Origin of the sequence: Shewanella algidipiscicola (genome assembly GCF_900380485.1) — a bacterium.
Taxonomy (GTDB): domain Bacteria; phylum Pseudomonadota; class Gammaproteobacteria; order Enterobacterales; family Shewanellaceae; genus Shewanella; species Shewanella algidipiscicola.
On the sequence record NZ_OXJV01000016.1, the window covers coordinates 364,385 to 380,735 of the forward strand.

The window sequence follows — 16,351 nt, forward strand, 5'->3', positions numbered from 1 at the left end:
CTTAGTCTTTATCTAATCCAAGCGCCGCTCTTAATTGTCCGATGCTGTTTAAGTCACCGCGTCGACTCGCCTGAGTAAGGGCTTGAGTCGGCGCATGGATCAATTTATTGGTTAACTTATTGGCCAGTTCCAGTATTAGCTGTTCGCTATCACCGCCTTGGGCTAACTTATTGATCGCGCGCTCTACCAGCTCATCTTTGATCGCCATACTTTGGGTACGGTATTCACGGATACTGTCGACCGACTCTAATGAGCGGATCCACTCCATGAAAAGATGAGACTCTTCTTCGACAATTAATTCGGCTTGCTCGGCAGCCTCACGTCTGGAGGCCATATTTTGTTCAATGATGCTTTGCAGGTCGTCAACCGTGTAGAGAAAGGCATCATCTAGATCCCCTACTTCGGCTTCAATATCTCTAGGTACTGCTATATCAACCAATAACATAGGTTGATGACGACGCTGTTTCAGCGCTTTTTCTACCATGCCTTTACCCAGTATAGGTAATGGGCTGGCGGTAGAGGATATCACGATATCGGCCTTAGGGAGAAAATCTGGTATCTGTTCGAGCGTAATGGCCGTTGCGCCAAACTCTTCGCACATGGCTTCGGCGCGCGAAATGGTGCGGTTAGCCACAATCATTGACTCGACGCCATTGTCTTTAAGATGCCGGGCAACCAGCTCTATGGTCTCACCCGCGCCGATGAGTAACACCTTAGTGGCACTCAAAGCCGAGAAAATATGTTTAGCCATGCTCACCGCGGCAAACGCTACCGACACGGCTGCGGCACCGATTTCAGTTTCGGTGCGCACTTTCTTGGCAACAGAAAAGGTATTTTGGAACAGTCGGTCCATGGTGACCGCCACCGTGCCTGCTTCTTTTGCCTTAACAAAAGATTGCTTAACTTGGCCTAAGATCTGTGGCTCACCTAAGATCAATGAGTCAAGACCTGCAGAGACACGCATCAAATGTCGCACGGCTTCTTGGCCGCGATATTGGTACAGGCAAGGTAGCACATCTTCATGGGACAGCTGATGATATTCCTCTAACCAAGTAATCACGTCCTGCGCTTCACCGTTGTTACAGTAAAGTTCGGTGCGATTACAGGTCGAGATGATCACCGCTTCACCCGTCTTAGTTAGACTGGCAAGGCTTTTCATCGCGTCATGAATTTTATCGGGTGAAAACGCTACTTTCTCACGTAGGTCTACCGTCGCTGTTTTATGATTAATACCGATTGCTACAAGGCTCATCTGACTCTTTCTGGTCTCTAGGGTCTGTTTATCTTGCGAATTAGATTTGTTCTGGCTCAAAGCGGTGGTCAGAATACAAACGAAAATGCGACTGGCTCATATTGCTCCACTAACGGCTTTGAGGCGAACGACTAGGGTTTAGCTTGCTGCTGACTTTTGCTGACCATGCCTTATTACCATTTTTTTGATAGTCACAGGCGACACTTGGTTTAATGCGAGCGCGTCACATTGCCTCATAGAGTGGCGACAAAGTCCTCATGCAAGGGCCATCGCCCTGATTAATCTCTCTTAGTGGCAGCCATTCTACTGAATTGAGCCAACTAAAAACAGAATACGCTTAACAAAACCGAATAATAATCTCGTTTATTACGCTTTTTTCACATTAAAGCGCAGCAATAATCACCAAAATACAAGCCATTACAAAAACACTTAGCACTAGCTGAAAGCCTAGGCTTGGCAGGAAATTTAACGATTGCCATTGGTATTTATACACAGCACTCGTATGATATGAGCTCGTTGTAACAGTAATAGATAAATAATTTGAACTACTTCACAAAAATCTTAATTAGCGCCCTATTGCTGACACCTTTATTGTTAGGAGGGTGCGCCAGTCGCTCCGATATTGATCTGCAGGACATCAATGTCAGCCATGTTGAGCAAGCTAAAGCCTGGGAGATGCAGGGCAAGCTAGCGGTCAAAACCCGTGACGATAAATTCAGTACCAATTTGTATTGGCTTCACACCCCCAATCGCGACCAATTACGCCTAACGACGATGTTAGGCACAACGGTCATGCTACTGGAGCGTGACGAGGATGGGGCTCAACTGATGATTGACGGTAACACCTACCAGCATCATGACGCCGAGCAACTGCTCAAGCGGCTCACGGGCTGGTCTATCCCTATCGAACATTTACCATTATGGATAACAGGCCAAGTGGCGTCTTCAGATCTGGTGATCCGTTATGATAACAATCACAGACCGATACAAGTACAGTCAACAATGACACAAACACCATGGCAGGTAGAGTTTAAGAGTTGGCAACACCAAAGCGGCGCACAACTGCCTAGATTACTTGAGTTAACTCGTGAAAACATACGATTAAAAATGCAAATAAATCAATGGCAAGCTCTTACTAACAGCACCCCATCATCAGATAACGCCGGACTATCGCATGACGAATAAACGCTCTATCGCATGGCCTGCGCCAGCAAAACTTAACCTGTTTTTACACATCAATGGGCGCCGTAATGACGGTTATCATGAGCTGCAAACCCTATTTCAATTTATCGAGCAGAGTGACCTACTGGATTTTGCCATCAACCAGACTGGCGAACTTACCTTACACTCCAACATTAGTGATGTTGTCGCAAATACAGATAACTTAATTCTTCGAGCGGCAAAATCGTTGCAACAAAAAACCGCAACTACACTTGGCGCAGAGATATGGCTCGATAAAAAATTGCCTATGGGCGGTGGAATTGGCGGCGGCTCGTCAGATGCCGCCACAACCTTAGTGGCGCTAAATCACTTATGGAACACCCAGTTATCATTAACTCAACTGACAGAGATCGGCCTAAGTTTGGGTGCCGATGTACCTGTTTTTATTAATGGTTTATCCGCTTTTGCCGAAGGTGTCGGTGAGAAACTTATTGCGGTAGATTTACCAGAGCCTTGGTATCTAGTACTCACGCCCGACGTTCATGTGTCAACGGCTGAGGTGTTTAACGATCCACAATTACCGCGAGATACGCCAAAGTTATCTTTAGCCGATTTAATGACCAGTGACTGGCACAATGATTGCCAACAACTGGTCGCCAAACGTCACCCTCAAGTTGCCAAAGCATTGGCGTGGCTGATAGAATATGCGCCGTCTAGAATGACCGGAACCGGAGCATGCGTTTTCGGGACATTCGCTACTCGCGAGCAAGCAGAGCAAGTTTTTGCCAAAAAACCTGCCGATATGAGCGGTTTTATCGCGAAAGGGACAAATAAATCACCACTTATGCTGCGCTTAGCGCAGTGTTAAAATCATGCGGGATAAGGCTACTTTATCCCGGCCATTAAAATGAAGCATACGCCTGAGGTTCATACAGTGCCTGACATTAAACTATTTGCCGGTAACGCAACACCCAGTCTCGCAAAGAAGATAGCAGATCGTCTATTTTGTAAACTCGGAGACGCAGAGGTTGGCGTTTTCAGCGACGGTGAAATCAGTGTCCAGATTAACGAAAATGTACGTGGGGCGGATGTATTTATCATTCAATCTACTTGTGCACCGACTAACGATAACCTAATGGAACTTATCGTTATGGTTGATGCGTTACGCCGCGCATCTGCTGGCCGTATTACTGCGGTTATTCCTTACTTTGGTTACGCACGTCAAGATCGTCGCGTACGCAGTGCTCGTGTACCTATTACTGCTAAAGTGGTTGCCGACTTTTTGTCAAGCGTAGGCGTAGACCGCGTACTGACTTGCGACTTACATGCTGAGCAGATCCAAGGCTTCTTCGATGTGCCAGTTGATAACGTATTTGGTAGCCCAGTACTGTTAGAAGATATGCTAGCCAAGAAGTTAGATAATCCTGTTGTGGTATCGCCAGACATCGGTGGTGTAGTACGTGCTCGTGCTGTTGCCAAACTACTTGATGACTCTGATCTCGCCATTATCGATAAGCGTCGTCCACAGGCAAACGTCGCGCAGGTGATGCACATTATCGGTGATGTTCAAGGCCGTGACTGTATTATCGTTGACGATATGATTGATACTGGGGGCACACTGTGTAAAGCCGCTGAAGCGTTAAAAGAACATGGTGCTAACCGTGTATTTGCTTATGCGACACACCCAGTCTTCTCTGGCAACGCTGCAAAGAACATTGCTGAATCAGTGATTGATGAAGTAATTGTGACCGATACTATTCCGCTAAGTCCTGAAATTGCCGCGCTAGATAAAGTCACCCAGTTGACTATGTCAACAGTGATGGCCGAAGCCATTCGTCGTGTCAGCAACGAAGAGTCCATCTCTGCGATGTTCAAGCACTAATCGATTAGATTATTTAGCGAATAAAAAACGCACTCGATTGAGTGCGTTTTTTTATACTTTGTAGTCAGGAGCCTAATTAATACGCACAGCTCTGCCCTTGCCCTATTCAACCCGCTTTACCTGCCCCCCCTAAATAAAGGCCTAGCGCCCTCAAATGCCCGCTTTGATATAGCTCTGTAAATACTATGAATACCGCTCGCGATGAAATAGCCCTGTGATGAAAGATAGCTCATGGTCAAGGCCGCTAAGTTTATCGCTAACGCCCCCTCAAAACGGGCCATTACCTTTAAGCCAGCATCAAAACATAATGCGCTAACACTTCCTAAGACGGCTCTAGAGTAGTTAATTCACAGCAAATTTAACCCATTACACTGATGAAATGACCAGATTGTACAAACTCAAGAAGCGAAAATTGAGATGCGAACACAATGCAAGGGAGCGACAATATTGCTTGAATTGGTCATTAGGGTGGCGCTGGCAAGAAAGCCTATGCGGCGGCCCGAGGTGGTACCTACGCAAAAGATCGTGAATATCAGCCCTCGATTTAAGTAAGTTTTTAATCCCTAGGTATAAGTCATAGCCTAAACCATCCCTAAGCCTCGCTAACGCCACTGACTCGCTGCCAACGGCTTAACTCAATACATACACGCTTAGGGCAACAAAGCATCTAAAGTCGCGACTGTAAAGCGCTTAACGCCGCAGACAATATAGATTAATAGTAGAGTCGTACAGGCTAAAGGGGGCAAATTTTAGGCACAAAAAAGCCCGTCAAAAAGACAGGCTTATTTGTTTTTAATAAATGGTACGGGAGGAGAGACTTGAACTCTCACACCTTACGGCACCAGAACCTAAATCTGGCGTGTCTACCAATTCCACCACTCCCGCACTGCATCATTTTTTACATCTTGATTAAAGATGGTGGGGCTAACCCACTCACTTAAGTCAATGACTTAGGTGGTTGAATAATGGCTGGGGTACCAGGATTCGAACCTGGGAATGCCGAGATCAAAACCCGGTGCCTTACCGCTTGGCGATACCCCAAAAGCTTTCGCTTTTGTTACACCCTGTAGACCACAAGGCTGTAACTTAAAATAAATGGTACGGGAGGAGAGACTTGAACTCTCACACCTTACGGCACCAGAACCTAAATCTGGCGTGTCTACCAATTCCACCACTCCCGCACTGCATCTAGTTTTACATCTTGATTAAGATGGCATTATGAAACTAGCGTGTCTAACTATCAACATCCACTACTCTCAAGCTGCATCTAGTTTTATATCTTGATTAAGATGGTAACTCATTCAAGTCACGCTTTCATTTTACATCTGAATAAGATGGTAGCAATGGCGGGACTTGAACCTGCGACCCCAGCATTATGAGTGCTGTGCTCTAACCAGCTGAGCTACATTGCCACATAATTATCATATAGATAATGGCTGGGGTACCAGGATTCGAACCTGGGGATGCCGAGATCAAAACCCGGTGCCTTACCGCTTGGCGATACCCCAAAACTGTGTGAAGCAAAAAGAAATGGCTGGGGTACCAGGATTCGAACCTGGGAATGCCGAGATCAAAACCCGGTGCCTTACCGCTTGGCGATACCCCAATCTTTTCTTGCTTCAAGTTAAAGACTTTACAATCTCTAACTTAAAATAAATGGTACGGGAAGAGAGACTTGAACTCTCACACCTTACGGCACCAGAACCTAAATCTGGCGTGTCTACCAATTCCACCACTCCCGCACTGCATCTAGTTTCACATCTTGATTAAGATGGCATTATGGAACTAGCGTGTCTAACTATCAACATCCACTACTCCCGTACTGCATCTAGTTTTACATCCTGATTAAGATGGCATTAAGATATGGCTTGTCTAACTATCAACATCCACCACTCTTACGCTGTACCTAGTTTTACATCTTGATTAAGATGTTGCCAACCCTATTTCTGCTGATTGATATACTTCAACCATCAACTAGTCGGCTTACCTCAAGTTTTACATCTTAGAGAAGATGGTAGCCATATTGCCGGGGCTTATACCGACTTGCTACGCATTCATTTTTCATCCGAATAAGATGGTAGCAATGGCGGGACTTGAACCTGCGACCCCAGCATTATGAGTGCTGTGCTCTAACCAGCTGAGCTACATTGCCATCGTTTTCTTACGTGTCCCTCTTGGTGAGGAACGGGGCGTATTATGCTTATTCAGCGTATTGAGGTCAACAGCTTTTTTCCGCTAATTTACACTTACCTCATCGTTCGCTTATAAACTCACCAAAGTGAGCAGCAGTTATCCAAAAAAGAGGCTTAAAGCGCCATATTAAGCCTTAGGTTGGGTTTAAATATCAGATTTATATAAGCCTTAAAATACAAAAACGGCTCAATAATTTATTGAGCCGTTTAGATTCTATAATGCCACTTGCTATTTTATTAGCAAGATTAGCCTCATGCTTATACGTTAAATAGGAAATGCATCACATCGCCATCTTTAACGATATAGGTTTTACCTTCGATACGCAGTTTACCTGCTTCTTTCGCGCCAGCTTCACCTTTATAGGTAATAAAGTCATCATAAGACATTACCTGGGCACGAATAAAGCCGCGCTCAAAGTCTGTATGGATAACACCAGCGGCTTGTGGTGCACTCGCCCCCACTTTAACGGTCCAAGCACGTACCTCTTTAACGCCTGCGGTAAAGTAGGTGTGCAGATCCAGTAGCTGGTAACCGGCGCGGATCACACGATCCAATCCAGGTTCGGTTAAACCAAGGTCAGCCATAAACTCTTCACGGTCTTCAGCGTCCATTTCTGCCAGTTCAGATTCAATGGCAGCACACACGGCAACGACCACGGCATTCTCTTTGGCCGCAATGTCGCGAACCGTATCCAGATGCGGGTTATTTTCAAAACCATCTTCTGCGACGTTCGCGATATACATGGTTGGCTTAAGTGTAAGGAAATTAAGATAAGCGACTGCCGCCAACTCTTCCTTAGTTAAGTCCATTGAACGCAGCATTTGACCTTCGTCCAATACTGGGCGCATCTTTTCTAACACGCTGACTTCGAACTTAGCTTCTTGGTCGCCACCTTTAGCACGCTTTTGCTGACGCGTGATAGCGCGCTCGCACGAGTCTAAGTCAGCCAAGGCTAATTCGGTGTTGATCACTTCAATGTCACTGGCAGGCGACACTTTATTTGCCACGTGCACGATATTGTCATCTTCAAAGCAACGCACCACATGACCAATCGCATCGGTTTCACGAATGTTAGCAAGGAACTTGTTGCCCAGCCCTTCACCTTTAGAAGCGCCCGCCACTAGGCCTGCGATGTCGACAAATTCCATTGTAGTCGGCAAAATACGCTCAGGCTTCACGATTTCAGCCAATGCTGCTAATCGTGGATCGGGCACTGGCACCACACCGGTGTTAGGTTCAATCGTACAAAACGGGAAGTTAGACGCTTCGATGCCCGCTTTAGTCAGTGCGTTGAACAATGTCGATTTACCTACGTTTGGTAGGCCAACGATGCCACATTTAAAACCCATATCTTTACCTTTATTCAATTAGTATTATCGGCACAACCAATAATAACGCTGCTCACACCTGATTGCTTCAGAATGTGATGGATTAACCCGCCTTGTAAGAATGCAGTCTATGCATCGCCTTACTCATATCTTCTTTAAATAACAGTTCGGTGGCCCGCACCGCTTCGTCAATCACGTCTTCGATTAACCTTTGCTCAACTTGCGGCGCCTTACCTAAAACATAATTGCTCACTAGACTCTTATCACCTGGGTGACCGATACCAATGCGCAAACGATAAAAGCCTTTATTATTGGCAAGCCTAGCAATGATATCCTTTAAACCGTTGTGACCACCATGACCGCCACCGAGTTTAAACTTAGCCACGCCGGGCGGCATATCCAGCTCATCATGGGCGACGAGGATCTCTTCGGGCTCGATGCGAAAGAAATTAGCCAAGGCACCAACCGATTTACCGCTGAGGTTCATAAATGTGGTTGGGATCAATAAGCGAACATCTTTACCGTATAGGGTCGCTCTCGCTGTGAGGCCGTAATATTTACTGTCTGCAACTAATGTTACACCGCAAACGCGCGCCAGTTCATTAACATACCAAGCACCCGCATTGTGGCGGGTTTGCTCGTACTTCTCACCTGGGTTTGCAAGCCCAACAATCAGCTTAATATTGCTCATTTAACCTATGTCCATCTCGCCAGGGCGCATAAAAACGCGGCATTTTAGCACTCTATCGCCCGAGCAACAAATTTGTTGTAGTAAAGACAGCGGAATTTAAGGAAGGTTAGCACTGCGCCATGCCCTAAGATCTAAGCGATTAACCTCAGCCGCGAAATCAATCGTCATGGTGCTGCGGTGACTGGTCGGTGAGCCGCTTTACCCACAAGATGACGAGTAAAGCCAGCTCGTTTGAGTTAACGCTTAGAGACCCATGGCGTATTTCAACACCTTATGCTTAATGGGTGAGTCTATATTAGCGATTTTAAGCGCACTGTTGCGCAGTAATTTTAGCGGTAAATTCTTATTGCTAAAGCCGGCATAAAAGAGGTCCATAGTGCTCATCATCAACAAATTGTCGCCATAGCGGCGACGCTGATATTGTGCCAACACATCTTGAGTCCACCAGCTGCGCTGCTCATCAATAGCCCCTTTAACAGATGCAATTAATGCCGCGACATCTTTAAAGCCAATATTCACTCCTTGACCAGCTAATGGATTAATCGTGTGTGCAGCATCACCTAAAATCACCACATTATCCTGATAGTAGCGCTGCGCATGACGTCTGGTAAGCTTAAAACTGCCATGAGACACCACTTTAAATGCCCGATCGAGGCGTGCGGGGAAATGGGCGTTAATTTGCTCGTACAGCGCCTCAGCGCTTAATCCGCTTAACTGCGCAATGCGATTAGCATCGTCGTACCACACCAAAGACGCGTTGCGACCTGGTAGCGGCAACAGAGAGCGTGGGCCTTGGGGAGTAAACTGTTGCCAAGTAACATCTTGCTCTTCCTGCTGGGTCTCAATATTAATCAGCATCGCCGACTGGGCATAATCCCACCCAGTTAAGCCGATCCCTGCCCACTGACGTACTTGAGAGTTTGCCCCATCGGCACCGACTAACAAGCGAGTATCTATGCTTGTGTTATTACTTAATCGTAGCCTAACCCCTTGCTCACTCCGGCTAAACTGGTCGACGTTAACCGGGCAGATAAGCTGCAAATTGTCATACTTGTCAAATGCCTGCCACAAGGCTAATTGCACCACACGATTTTCGACAATATGCCCAAGATGAGTCGCACCCACTTGATCACTATGAAACTGTGTCTGGCACCCATCAAGCTCCCAAGTTTCCAGTCCTTTATAGGCCACCTGACGCATCGCGGCGATAGCGTCGAGCGCTCCTAGCTGTTGCAGCAACTGCTCAGAAGCGACGCTGATGGCTGAAACACGTAAATCCAATGGTTGCTCAGGGCTGTATGCTTGAGGCGCAAAGGCTTCAACAACGGCAACCTTTAACCCTAACTGGGCTAACCCAATTGCGGTCGCGGCTCCCACCATGCCACCGCCGAGGATCACGACATCTTGTTCTAGATGTTGGTTTTGATTCTGACTCACCTTACGCTTTACTCCCTGATGGTTAACTCTCTAGTGCACGCTCATGGCGACACATTTATTACGTTGGTTCCCTGACGAGCGGTTTCTGTGTCTAAATATGTCAATTAGGCCTATTACGTATGCAAATATGACTGACACTGCAATCACTCACACTCAGTTACAAAGGCGGCCAATCCCAAGCTCAGCGTGTTCTATAGTGGTTGTGGACGTTAGTCAGTATGGATACTCACTTATGCACCTACATTCACTATTTATTGCATTAGAGGTTCACTATGAAACGCTCAATGATTGCCAGTGTAATGATGACCAGCGCATTAATCGCCAATGTGGCGTTAGCCGATCAGGCCCCCGCCATGGAAACCATGACTATAACCTATCGCGCGCCGCTCGATTATGCCCTATATCAATATACGACAGAATGGCGCAGTCAATACAGAGTAGAAATTTATGACAGCATACAAGATCAAGCCAGAAACAGCAGCCTTGCAATGGCGCAAGCCTTCGAAAGCGCAGCCCTTGAATCGGCCTTCGACACAACGTCAATGTTAACGGCAAAAACCTTTAGCCCGGAGTAATTTCTAATATATAACGCGCAAAAGCTAGCCAGAGTGGTGCTCAAAGGGTAAAATGTCGCGCTATTTTTCCCAGTAATTGCAACCACGGCGCAAAACTGATGAGTAAGAAACTCCATATTAAAACTTGGGGCTGTCAGATGAATGAGTATGACTCATCAAAGATGGCCGACCTACTAGACGAATACCAAGGGTATACCTTAACGGATAATGCAGAAGAGGCAGACGTACTGCTGCTTAACACCTGCTCTATCCGTGAAAAAGCGCAAGAAAAGGTGTTTCACCAACTTGGTCGCTGGAAAACCTTAAAAGATAAAAAGCCTAATCTTATCATTGGTGTTGGTGGCTGTGTCGCCTCACAAGAAGGCAAGGCGATTAAAGACAGAGCCCAGTGTGTGGATCTGATCTTTGGGCCACAGACCTTACACCGTTTGCCTGAAATGATTGACCAAATCCAGCAAGGCGGCAAAGCGGTTATCGATGTCAGTTTCCCTGAAATCGAAAAATTTGACCGTCTACCTGAGCCGCGTGCCGAAGGACCAAGCGCCTTCGTGTCTATCATGGAAGGCTGTAGCAAATACTGCTCTTTCTGCGTAGTGCCATACACTCGCGGTGAAGAGGTCAGCCGCCCGCTCGATGATGTCATTCTTGAGATTGCCCAATTGGCGGCACAAGGAGTCCGTGAGGTCAATCTACTTGGCCAAAACGTGAATGCTTATCGTGGGGCCACCCACGACGATGACATCTGCACGTTTGCCGAACTGCTGCGTTATGTAGCCGCTATTGATGGTATCGACCGTATTCGTTTCACCACTAGCCACCCCATCGAGTTTACCCAAGACATCATAGATGTTTATGAAGATACACCAGAATTGGTGAGCTTCCTGCACCTGCCTGTGCAGTCGGGTTCCGATCTAATTTTGACCCAGATGAAACGCGGTCATATGGCGATTGAATATAAATCTATCATTCGTCGTCTACGCAAAGCACGTCCCGATATTCAGATAAGCTCTGACTTTATTATTGGCTTTCCTGGTGAGTCGAAACAGGATTTCGCCGACACCATGAAGCTAATAGAAGATGTGCAATTTGACCACAGCTTTAGCTTTATCTACAGCGCTCGTCCGGGCACGCCTGCGGCCGATCTGCCAGATGATGTCTCAATGGAAGAGAAAAAAGAGCGCTTAGCCATATTGCAAGACAGGATCACCCAGCAAGCGATGCGTTACAGTCGTCAAATGCTCGGTACCGTGCAGCGTATCTTAGTCGAAGGGCCATCGGTTAAAAACCCAATGGAGCTTCGTGGACGCACCGAAAATAACCGCGTGGTGAACTTCGAGGGCGATCCTAAGCACATTGGCAGCTTTGTCGATGTTGAAATTGTCGATGTTTACACTAACTCATTGCGCGGTATCTTTATCCGTGGTGAAGATGAGATGGACTTACGTCGCGACCTTCGTCCATCTGACATCTTGGCTAAGCATAAGAAAGATGATGAGCTAGGCGTCACCCAGTACATCCCTTAACTTGGGCGAGTGACAACGATAAGTTGAATCAAAGCGACTGTGCATCACAGTCGCTTTTTTATTGCTCACTCGACTTGCCAGTACACATAGGCCACTACACCTGTGGCCCCCTTTTAATGGCATCGAACACTAAAATTAGCGTTAGCATTTCAACTTAATGCCTCGTAAACTGTCTGAGTTAACCCTATTTGTGGATACAGACAAACATCATTTGGAGTTATTTTTGTCAAATAAATTAACCACCCTCAATTTGTATCTCGAACCCGCTGACAGCCGTAGGCTTGCATCGCTATGCGGCCCTTTTGATGACAACATCAAACAGTTAGAACGCCGCATCGGTGTTGAGATCAATTACCGCAACAACCATTTTCAAATTGTTGGCCTGCCACGCAACTGCTTAACCGCCAACAACTTACTCAAAGAGCTGTATGTTGAAACCCAGCCTGTACGAGGCAGTACTCCTGACTTAGAGCCAGACGCTGTTCATATGGCCATTCAAGCTGCCATCGCCCTAGAGGCCGACGCCCCCCGCGATGACAAAGAGCTGTATATAAAAACCAAACGCGGTGTCATTAAGCCCAGAAACCCTAACCAAAGTGATTATGTAGCCAATATCGTCCGCCATGACATCAGCTTTGGCGTTGGCCCTGCTGGTACGGGTAAAACCTACCTTGCGGTCGCCGCCGCGGTCGATGCGCTCGAGCGCCAAGAGGTAAGACGCATCTTACTGACGCGCCCTGCGGTTGAAGCCGGTGAGAAACTGGGCTTTCTGCCAGGTGATTTAAGCCAAAAGGTCGATCCGTATCTGCGCCCGCTATACGATGCCCTCTTTGAGATGATGGGCTTTGAAAAAGTCGAACGATTAATTGAACGCAGCGTTATCGAAGTGGCGCCACTGGCCTATATGCGCGGACGAACCCTAAACGATGCCTTTATCATCTTAGACGAAAGCCAAAATACCACCGTCGAGCAGATGAAAATGTTTTTAACCCGCATCGGATTTAATTCGCGCGCCGTGATCACCGGCGATATTACTCAGATAGATCTGCCCAAGCACCAAAAATCAGGCCTGCGTCACGCCATTGAAGTCCTTAGTGATGTCGATGAGGTGAGCTTTAACTTTTTCCAAGCCAAAGATGTGGTGCGCCACCCCGTTGTGGCCCGCATTGTCGAAGCTTATGAAGCCCATGAGCAAAAAATGGCTAGCGAAAAAGCCAAGCGCGCAAGCCAATATCAATCCCAGGAACAAGCCCAACATGATGTCTGATCACCCTACTCTTGCATTGAGTCTCGACCTGCAAATTGCAACCGACAGCCAAGCGCTTCCGACTCAGGCACAATTTGAAACCTGGGTGCGCTTAGCACTGGGCAACACTATGGCCGAAGCTGAAATGACGATTCGACTGGTTGACATAGAAGAGAGCCAACGCTTAAATCATAGCTATCGCGGTAAAGACAAGCCGACAAATGTGCTATCATTCCCGTTTGAAGCGCCTCCAGAAGTGGAATTACCACTACTTGGCGATTTAGTGATCTGCGTACCCGTTGTCGAAGCTGAAGCAAAACAACAAGATAAAGCCTTAGAAGCCCACTGGGCTCATATGGTTGTACATGGTTGTCTGCATCTGCTAGGGTATGATCACATCGATGATAGCGAAGCAGAAGAGATGGAGTCCTTAGAGACTCAACTGATTGAAAGCCTAGGCTTTCCTAATCCTTACAAGGAGCAATAATTGGCTGTAATAGCCAGGAAATTACTATGAGCGATGACATCCCACCGAGTACCAACGCCCACAAGAAGGGCTGGTTTGAAAAAGTAAGTCAGTTATTCCAGGGCGAACCACAGAGTCGCGACGAGTTAGTGGAAGTGATCCACGATGCTGAGCTAAGAGAAGTGATTAGCGAAGACACTCGCGAGATGATAAAAGGTGTTTTAGAAGTTTCCGATCTGCGCGTGCGTGACATCATGATCCCACGAGCACAAATTGTGGCGCTAAAGATTGATAGTACAGTTGAAGAACTACTATCGACAGTCATTGGTTCTGCACACTCTCGCTTTCCTGTCGTCAACGAAGATAAAGATCATATCGAAGGCATTTTACTTGCCAAAGATCTGCTTAAATACGGCTTTAAAAACAACGACGAACCTTTTTCTTTAGGGCAAGTGATCCGCCCTGCTGTTGTTGTGCCAGAGAGCAAGCGTGTTGATGTCTTATTAAAAGAGTTCCGTTCACAACGCTATCACATGGCGATTGTCGTCGATGAATATGGTGGCGTATCGGGCTTGGTGACGATTGAAGATATTCTCGAAGAGATTGTCGGTGAAATTGAAGATGAATTTGACCACGATTCGGCCGAAGAAACGGAAATCCGTCAAGTGGGCAAACAGCTTTATATGGTTAAAGCCTTAACGCCCATTGAAGACTTTAATGAAAAATTTGGTACTCACTTTAGTGACGAAGAATTTGATACTGTCGGTGGTTTGGTCTCCCATGCTTTTGGGCACCTGCCTGAGCGTAATGAAAAGGTGATGATCGACGATATAGAATTTAAAGTCATTAGCGCCGATACCCGCAGACTGGTCCAACTCAGGGTTAAATTGCCCGATAACCAAACTGACAACGATAACGACTAGTTTCGTATCCCCTTGATGAGGCTTAAATGCTGCTACCACTTAGGGCTATAGCCCATCAACCTTGGTTAAAACTGGTGCTCGCCTATCTGGCGGGTGCCAGCACTACCCTTGCGTTTGCTCCCTATGGCCTATGGCCTATCTATCTGGTTTCAATGGCCTTTGCCCTTAGTCAAAGCCAGCCACTCTCACCGAAGCTGACATTTTACTATTGGCTTAGCTTTGGCTTTGGCTGCTTCTCAGTAGGCATTAGCTGGGTGCACGTGAGCATGGACACCTTCGGCGGCCTGCCGCTGGCGGCCTCTATTGGATTAATGGCGTTATTGGCCCTGTATTTGGCACTGTATCCTGCGCTGGCAGGCTATTTACTGGCCAAGCTGACGCCGCAATCACATTACCTGCGCAACCTATTACTCTTCCCGGCCCTTTGGGTGCTCACCGAATGGTCTCGTGGCTGGGTATTGACGGGGTTTCCTTGGTTATGGGCGGGATACAGCCAAACCAGCGGCCCGTTGAGTCCATTAGCCAGTGTGATCGGCGCACTCGGCCTCAGTTACCTAGTAGCACTGTTGGCTGGCGCGCTTGCGTTGCTGTTTAGCGCTCATAAAACATCATTGGCAAAGCGCGGCGCGCCTTTATTCATCATCGTATTAGTGGCCTGCTCAGCGAGCTACATGACTAAAGTACTGTCACCCATCACGCCTACCGGTAAGCAGGTTAATGTCACCTTGGTGCAAGGCAATATTGCCCAAAGCATGAAATGGCAGCCCGAAGCCCTATGGCCCACCATGCTTAAATATATGGACTTGTCGCGACCAGAATTTGCCAATACCGACATTTTTATCTGGCCAGAGGCTGCAATTCCCGCTCCTGAAGATATGGTGAGTGATTTTCTCGACAATGCCAATCAGGTGGCCAATCTTAATAATAGCGCCATCATTACCGGCATTATCAGCCGTCAACAACAGCAGTTTTATAACTCGCTTATTGTCTTAGGCAATCACCAGGCGCCGATGCAAAGTAGCCCGGATTATCAAGCCAATGGAATTAATGAGTTTAGAAAGCATCACCTTCTCCCTATTGGTGAATTTGTGCCTTTTGAGGCTTTACTGCGTCCGCTAGCGCCCTTTTTTAATTTACCCATGTCCTCATTTGCGCGCGGCGATTATCAGCAACCTAATCTCAATGCCCTAGGCCATCAAGTCGCGCCCGCTATTTGCTACGAAATTGCCTTTCCTGAGCAACTGCGCGCGAATGTGACCAGCGACACCGAACTACTGCTGACTGTGTCTAACGATGCCTGGTTTGGCCGCTCAAATGGCCCTTTGCAACATATGGAGATTGCCCAGATGCGGGCCATTGAACTGGGTCGGCCCTTAGTCAGGGGCACCAATAATGGCGTCACTGCAGTGGTTAATGTTGATGGTGAGATCACCGCCAGCTTACCGCAATTTGAAACCGGGGTATTACACGCAAGTATTCCACTGATGACAGGAACAACACTGTTTAGCCGCTGGGGACAATGGCCAATATTGCTATTTAGCTGGGGCGTTTTGGGGTATGTGATGATACGCCGATGGACGGTGCGCTGAGCGATTATCAATCACCCACTGCACCGGTATGAAAAGCGGTTAAACATTAAGTTAAACACCTAGCCGTTTCGATAGAGATGGTAGC

The 16,351-nt window shown here is 47.2% G+C and carries 13 protein-coding genes and 8 tRNA genes; 9 read left to right on the forward strand and 12 right to left on the reverse strand.

Going from position 1 to position 16,351, the window contains the following annotated elements; genetic code table 11:
- Nucleotide 1: 1 nt before the first annotated feature.
- Nucleotides 2-1,252: a glutamyl-tRNA reductase gene (hemA, locus tag DN599_RS12005; protein ID WP_110457821.1), complete on the reverse strand. Its 1,251-nt coding sequence runs from the start codon at nt 1,250-1,252 to the stop codon at nt 2-4.
- Between the two features lie 531 nt (nt 1,253-1,783).
- On the opposite strand from hemA, the gene lolB reads away from it, so the two are divergent.
- From lolB to DN599_RS12020, 3 genes are all read left to right on the forward strand, one after another.
- On the forward strand, nt 1,784-2,437 hold the full coding sequence (gene lolB, locus DN599_RS12010) for a lipoprotein insertase outer membrane protein LolB (RefSeq protein WP_110457822.1): 654 nt from the start codon (nt 1,784-1,786) through the stop codon (nt 2,435-2,437).
- The gene (gene ispE / locus DN599_RS12015) at nt 2,427-3,281 is read left to right on the forward strand and encodes a 4-(cytidine 5'-diphospho)-2-C-methyl-D-erythritol kinase (RefSeq protein ID WP_110457823.1); all 855 of its coding nucleotides are present in this window, start codon (nt 2,427-2,429) and stop codon (nt 3,279-3,281) included. The genes lolB and ispE overlap by 11 nt, the downstream gene beginning before the upstream one ends.
- 66 nt (nt 3,282-3,347) lie before the next feature.
- Nucleotides 3,348-4,295 carry a ribose-phosphate pyrophosphokinase gene (locus DN599_RS12020; protein WP_110457872.1) on the forward strand — a complete coding sequence of 316 codons (948 nt, stop codon included), beginning with the start codon at nt 3,348-3,350 and terminating at the stop codon, nt 4,293-4,295.
- Nucleotides 4,296-5,095: 800 nt separating this feature from the next.
- Here the strand turns inward: DN599_RS12020 and DN599_RS12025 are convergent.
- The 11 genes from DN599_RS12025 to DN599_RS12075 form a co-directional block, all read right to left on the reverse strand.
- Nucleotides 5,096-5,180, reverse strand: a tRNA-Leu gene (locus DN599_RS12025).
- A gap of 81 nt (nt 5,181-5,261) precedes the next feature.
- Nucleotides 5,262-5,336, reverse strand: a tRNA-Gln gene (locus tag DN599_RS12030).
- Between the two features lie 55 nt (nt 5,337-5,391).
- Nucleotides 5,392-5,476 (reverse strand) — tRNA-Leu (locus tag DN599_RS12035).
- 154 nt (nt 5,477-5,630) lie between these two features.
- Nucleotides 5,631-5,707 (reverse strand) — tRNA-Met (locus tag DN599_RS12040).
- A gap of 21 nt (nt 5,708-5,728) precedes the next feature.
- Nucleotides 5,729-5,803 (reverse strand) — tRNA-Gln (locus tag DN599_RS12045).
- Between the two features lie 23 nt (nt 5,804-5,826).
- Nucleotides 5,827-5,901, reverse strand: a tRNA-Gln gene (locus DN599_RS12050).
- A 51-nt stretch (nt 5,902-5,952) separates the two neighbouring features.
- Nucleotides 5,953-6,037 (reverse strand) — tRNA-Leu (locus DN599_RS12055).
- A gap of 333 nt (nt 6,038-6,370) precedes the next feature.
- Nucleotides 6,371-6,447: transfer RNA gene (locus tag DN599_RS12060), tRNA-Met, on the reverse strand.
- Between the two features lie 298 nt (nt 6,448-6,745).
- Entirely contained in the window at nt 6,746-7,837 is a 1,092-nt protein-coding gene (gene ychF / locus DN599_RS12065) for a redox-regulated ATPase YchF (RefSeq protein WP_110457824.1), read from the reverse strand.
- A gap of 82 nt (nt 7,838-7,919) precedes the next feature.
- Nucleotides 7,920-8,507 carry an aminoacyl-tRNA hydrolase gene (gene pth, locus DN599_RS12070; RefSeq protein ID WP_110457825.1) on the reverse strand — a complete coding sequence of 196 codons (588 nt, stop codon included), beginning with the start codon at nt 8,505-8,507 and terminating at the stop codon, nt 7,920-7,922.
- Nucleotides 8,508-8,750: 243 nt separating this feature from the next.
- Complete coding sequence (locus DN599_RS12075) at nt 8,751-9,944, reverse strand: FAD-dependent oxidoreductase (protein WP_110457826.1); 1,194 nt, start codon at nt 9,942-9,944, stop codon at nt 8,751-8,753.
- A gap of 272 nt (nt 9,945-10,216) precedes the next feature.
- Between DN599_RS12075 and DN599_RS12080 the strand changes: the two genes are divergently transcribed.
- The 6 genes from DN599_RS12080 to lnt all read left to right on the forward strand — a co-directional run bounded on the left by DN599_RS12080 (nt 10,217) and on the right by lnt (nt 16,266).
- On the forward strand, nt 10,217-10,519 hold the full coding sequence (locus tag DN599_RS12080; protein WP_110457827.1) for a hypothetical protein: 303 nt from the start codon (nt 10,217-10,219) through the stop codon (nt 10,517-10,519).
- A gap of 98 nt (nt 10,520-10,617) precedes the next feature.
- A complete protein-coding gene (gene miaB / locus DN599_RS12085; RefSeq protein ID WP_110457828.1) occupies nt 10,618-12,042 on the forward strand; it encodes a tRNA (N6-isopentenyl adenosine(37)-C2)-methylthiotransferase MiaB in 1,425 nt (474 codons plus the stop codon).
- A 223-nt stretch (nt 12,043-12,265) separates the two neighbouring features.
- On the forward strand, nt 12,266-13,309 hold the full coding sequence (locus DN599_RS12090) for a PhoH family protein (protein WP_110457873.1): 1,044 nt from the start codon (nt 12,266-12,268) through the stop codon (nt 13,307-13,309).
- Complete coding sequence (gene ybeY / locus DN599_RS12095; protein ID WP_110457829.1) at nt 13,299-13,775, forward strand: rRNA maturation RNase YbeY; 477 nt, start codon at nt 13,299-13,301, stop codon at nt 13,773-13,775. The genes DN599_RS12090 and ybeY overlap by 11 nt, the downstream gene beginning before the upstream one ends.
- Before the next feature lie 26 nt (nt 13,776-13,801).
- Complete coding sequence (corC, locus tag DN599_RS12100) at nt 13,802-14,677, forward strand: CNNM family magnesium/cobalt transport protein CorC (RefSeq protein WP_110457830.1); 876 nt, start codon at nt 13,802-13,804, stop codon at nt 14,675-14,677.
- Between the two features lie 26 nt (nt 14,678-14,703).
- Nucleotides 14,704-16,266 carry an apolipoprotein N-acyltransferase gene (gene lnt, locus DN599_RS12105; protein WP_110457831.1) on the forward strand — a complete coding sequence of 521 codons (1,563 nt, stop codon included), beginning with the start codon at nt 14,704-14,706 and terminating at the stop codon, nt 16,264-16,266.
- Nucleotides 16,267-16,351 lie beyond the last annotated feature (85 nt).